Source organism: Streptomyces sp. NPDC059900 (assembly GCF_050270335.1).
In the GTDB taxonomy this organism is placed as follows: Bacteria; Actinomycetota; Actinomycetes; order Streptomycetales; family Streptomycetaceae; genus Streptomyces.
Window position 1 is genome coordinate 1 of sequence record NZ_JBNNJZ010000681.1, and the last position, 4008, is coordinate 4008.

Annotated in this window: 5 protein-coding genes; 4 read left to right on the top strand and 1 reads right to left on the bottom strand. The window is 68.6% G+C overall.

What is annotated here, in order from left to right:
* Nucleotides 1–375: 375 nt before the first annotated feature.
* From ACQKIP_RS41885 to ACQKIP_RS41900, 4 genes are all read left to right on the top strand, one after another.
* On the top strand, nt 376–519 hold the full coding sequence (locus tag ACQKIP_RS41885; protein WP_365866788.1) for a hypothetical protein: 144 nt from the start codon (nt 376–378) through the stop codon (nt 517–519).
* A 211-nt stretch (nt 520–730) separates the two neighbouring features.
* Nucleotides 731–1369 carry a GAF domain-containing protein gene (locus tag ACQKIP_RS41890; RefSeq protein ID WP_365866786.1) on the top strand — a complete coding sequence of 213 codons (639 nt, stop codon included), beginning with the start codon at nt 731–733 and terminating at the stop codon, nt 1367–1369.
* A gap of 173 nt (nt 1370–1542) precedes the next feature.
* Nucleotides 1543–2754 (top strand): IS110 family transposase, encoded by a 1212-nt coding sequence (locus tag ACQKIP_RS41895; RefSeq protein WP_365867341.1) that lies wholly within the window; start codon nt 1543–1545, stop codon nt 2752–2754.
* A gap of 97 nt (nt 2755–2851) precedes the next feature.
* Nucleotides 2852–3043, top strand: a complete 192-nt coding sequence (locus ACQKIP_RS41900) for an ANTAR domain-containing protein (RefSeq protein WP_365867325.1) — start codon at nt 2852–2854, stop codon at nt 3041–3043.
* Between the two features lie 63 nt (nt 3044–3106).
* On the opposite strand, the gene ACQKIP_RS41905 is transcribed toward ACQKIP_RS41900, so the two are convergent.
* Complete coding sequence (locus ACQKIP_RS41905; protein WP_365867315.1) at nt 3107–3841, bottom strand: Crp/Fnr family transcriptional regulator; 735 nt, start codon at nt 3839–3841, stop codon at nt 3107–3109.
* Between the last annotated feature and the right edge of the window lie 167 nt (nt 3842–4008).

Consider the following 4008-nt stretch of genomic DNA (forward strand, 5'->3'; position numbering starts at 1 on the left):
CTACCGGGGAGAGCGGCATGAGGAGCGTGCCCCGGCACAGCGCGTGTGCTACGGCCCCTCGTCGGCCGGTCTTTTCGCGCGCAGTTGACGCAGGGGCACAAGCAGCAGGCACGGTAAGAAGATCGTGCGCGACTACCACTGCACGCCGCAGCGCCAGGACGGCACCCCCGCGCCCGGACCCGACCTCACCACGGGCTCCGACCTCTAAGAAGTCGGCCAGAGCATCACGGTCATCGAGGACCCCCGGGGCGAACTCGCCCCCACGCAGCGGGCCAGGCCGACGCCGCCGGTGAACTCCTCGGGGCATCCGCGTTCACGCTTGCCGCACTTGCCTCCGTCGGCACCCACCCCGCCGACCGCCGCGGCTTCATCAAGGTGCAGCCAGGGGACTCCCCCGGCCTCTCCCGCCGGCAGGCCGCCCGCATCACCCGGGAAGCGGGCCTGCGCGCCGAGGCCGCAGCCAACCGGGGCGCGTGGCGCTTTGCGGAGACGGCGGCCGAGGACGTCCCCCACGACTGACCTTCCGCGCAGATCGCTCGCGCCGCCAGTTCCTCACGGCTAACGGGCGCCACACAGCAAATAGCCCGGTAAGGCCGACCGGCCGCGCCCCTGGCCGAAACTAGGCGAACCTTCTACGAACGATGTGCGTCAACGTGGTCCCACGCCCGGGCCGTTTCTTCCGGACAGTGTGGTTCCTTTTCTGCGCAGGCAGTTACTTGGGAGGGTGTCCATGGATCGACCCCAGGTTGCTGCCGACCGCGCCTGGCGACGCGCCGCGGCGGCACGTGCGCGCGCCGCCACAGCAGCCGACGCCGCCGAGCGACTAGCTCTCGTGGAACGGCAGAACGGAACCGACCGGTTCAAGGACCTCATTGCCCGTCAGCGCCGAGCGGTTGACCATCACCTCACCGCCGCCGAGATGCAGGAGACGTACGCCCGCCAGATGATCGACTGGTCACCCGCGAGAGACAGCATCCGCCCCCGCTTCATGAGCAGTGTCGTCGCGGCGTGCGGGGCCGACGGCGGAGCGCTGGTCCTGCTGGACAACAACCTCCAGCAACTGGCCGTCACCTCCTCCGACCCACGTGCCGCACAGGCGCAGGATCTGGAGTACGTACTGGGGGAAGGCCCCATGTACGAGGCATCACGGCACGGGTGCGCGGTGGCCGCCGTCGGCTCCGGCCTGGAGGCTCGCTGGCCGCAGTACGGTCGCAGCGTCATGGACCTCGGACTGCGGGCGGCTGCCGCCATACCCCTGACGTCCGAACGGTGGCGCTTCGGCGTGATGGCCGTGTTCGCCGGGGACGGCCTCCCCATTACCGTTTTCGTAGCCCCGCAACGGGGTGACCGGCCTTCGGAGTTGGCATGACTACCTCCCCTTGTCGAACGCATGGCCCGGGGGGTGGTGTCACCGGCTCCGGAGGCACTGACAGACCGCTGATTAGGGACACGAGCACCGGCCTTTTCGCAGGTCGGGAGGCTCTTCGTAATGTGGATGTGGCGATCAGTGCCGTGGCAGGGCCGGGGGAACAGCACCGAAGGATGCCCGACGTGATCGACACCAGCAGCATCGACGTCTACCTCGGACTGGACGTCGGCAAGGGCGAACACCACGCCACCGCACTCACCCCCACCGGCAAGAAGACCCTCGACAAGCGGCTACCCAACAGCGAGCCCAAGCTCCGCGAGGTCTTCGCCAAACTGCAGGCCAAGCACGGCACCGTCCTGGTCATCGTCGACCAGGTCGCCTCCATCGGAGCCCTGCCGCTGACCATCGCCCGCGACCTGGGCTGCCATGTCGCCTACCTGCCCGGCCTGACCATGCGCCGGATCGCCGACCTCTACCCCGGCGAGGCCAAGACCGACGCGAAGGACGCCTTCATCATCGCCGATGCGGCCCGGGCGATGCCGCACACACTGCGCTCGGTCGACCTCGACGACGACACCATCGCAGAGCTCCACATGATCGTCGGGTTCGACGACGACCTCGCCGCCGAGGCAACACGCCTGGCCAACCGGCTGCGGGGGCTGTTCACCCAGATCCACCCGCACCTGGAACGGGTGCTGGGACCGCGCATCCAGCACCCGGCCGTACTCAAGATGCTGGACCAGTCCGGTTCTCCGGCCCAGATCCGCAAGGCCGGCCGCCGCCGACTGATCACCCTGATCCGCCCGAAAGCCCCGAGGATGGCCCAGCGACTGATCGAGGACGTCTTCACCGCGCTGGACGAACAGACCGTTGTTGTTCCCGGCACGGACGCCGCCGCACTGATCGTCCCCAGCCTCGCCAACTCGCTCCAGGCGGTGCTTGACCAGCGCAAACTGCTGGCCCACCGGATCGAGGAACTGCTGGAGGCCCACCCCCTTTCCCAGGTCCTGATGTCCATGCCCGGCATCGGCATCAGGACCGGCGCCCGCATCCTCATCGACGTCGGCGACGGCACCCGCTTCCCCAGCGCCGCCCACCTGGCGGCCTACGCCGGCCTCGCCCCAACGACCCGCAGCTCCGGGTCCTCCATCCGCGGCGAACAACCCTCCCAGAGAGGAAACAAGCAGCTCAAGAGGGCCTTCTTCCTCTCCGCGTTCGCCGCCCTGGCCGACCCGGCCTCCCGGACCTACTACGACAAGAAGATCACCCAGGGCAAGCACCACACCCAAGCCATCCTCTGCCTCGCCCGCCGCCGAGCCGACGTCCTCTTCGCGATGCTCCGCGACGGCACCTTCTACCAACCACCAACCCCGACAGCCCCTTGACCAAAGTCATAGGGACACCCCCCCGGAGATAGATCTCCAGCCAATCGCCGCGGCCCTCAGCTCGGACATCCTGCTCGGGCCGGACGGGGATCTTCTGCTGTACGGGGACGTCGACGAGCAGAGCATGATCCACCAGGCGATCGGCATGGTCTCGGCGAAGGAAGGCTGCAGCATTCCGGACGCGTTGGCCCTCATCAAGGCGCGCGCCTTCCGCGAGAACGTGACCACGGACGACGTCGCCCACCGGATCGTCCACGGCGGCCTGCGCCTGGCGAGCGAGCCGCAGTGACCGTGGCCATGCGCAAGCCGGCATTCATCCGCGCGCCTGCGCCGCACCGGTGGCGGGACGCCCTCAGGCGGAGTCCGCGTGGGGCGGCAGGGCCGTATCGAGGGCGTCGCGGATGATGCGGTAGCAGCTGCAGGCGTGGGCCTGGAGGCGGTCGCGGTCCAAGATGGTGATGATGCCGCGGCTGTACTGGATACAGGCGTCCTCGGCCAGGGCGCCGGCGACCTCGCTGACCGAGGACCTGCGCACGGCGATCATCTGGGCGAGGAACTTCTGCGTGAGCGGGAAACGGTCGCTGTGCATGCGGTCAGCGGTCATCAACAGCCAGCGTGCACAGCGCTGGTGGGTGAGGTGGCTGTGAATGCAACCCGCGTTGCGCGCCAGCTGGGTGAACATCGACTGGGTGAAGCGTTGCAGCGTCTGTTGCAGCTGCCCGTCCAGCACGGCGATCTCATGGCGGAACCGGTCGGCATCCATCCGCAGGGCCCGGCCGGGAACCTGGCACAGGCAGCGTTCGGTAGAGGTGGCAACGCCGAGGAAGACTGGGAGGCCGACCACGCCCTCATCGCCCACCGTGGCGACCTCGACGGTCGAGTTGTCAAGGTCCGTAACGATCGAGCACACCCCGGTCACGGGAAAATACACCGCCTCGATGCGCTCGCCGGGACGCCAGAGCACATCCCCGACAGCCAGTTCGACCGGTTCCAGATGACCACGCAGACGTTCTCGTTCGGACTTCGGCAGGGCGGCGAGAATCCGGTTGCCCCGCAGGTCGTACGGGTCGGCCGTGCCGCTTGCCATGAGGTCCGCCTCTCGTGCCGTCTCAGGTGGCCATCACCGGGGGGATCACAGCCGCCCAGGGCGGCAGCGGCACCCGCATCATGCCCGCGGCACCCGGCACCATCACCAGACTGACCAGCGCGTGCACCAGCACCGGCAGGGGTAGCACGAAGTCTATGCACTGTCTC

Excerpts from the sequence above, each read along its gene's own strand:
- ACQKIP_RS41895 (WP_365867341.1), top strand. The coding sequence starts at position 1,543 with ATGCCCGACGTGATCGACACCAGCAGCATCGACGTCTACCTCGGACTG.
- ACQKIP_RS41905 (WP_365867315.1), bottom strand. The coding sequence starts at position 3,841 with ATGGCAAGCGGCACGGCCGACCCGTACGACCTGCGGGGCAACCGGATT.
- ACQKIP_RS41890 (WP_365866786.1), top strand. The coding sequence starts at position 731 with ATGGATCGACCCCAGGTTGCTGCCGACCGCGCCTGGCGACGCGCCGCG.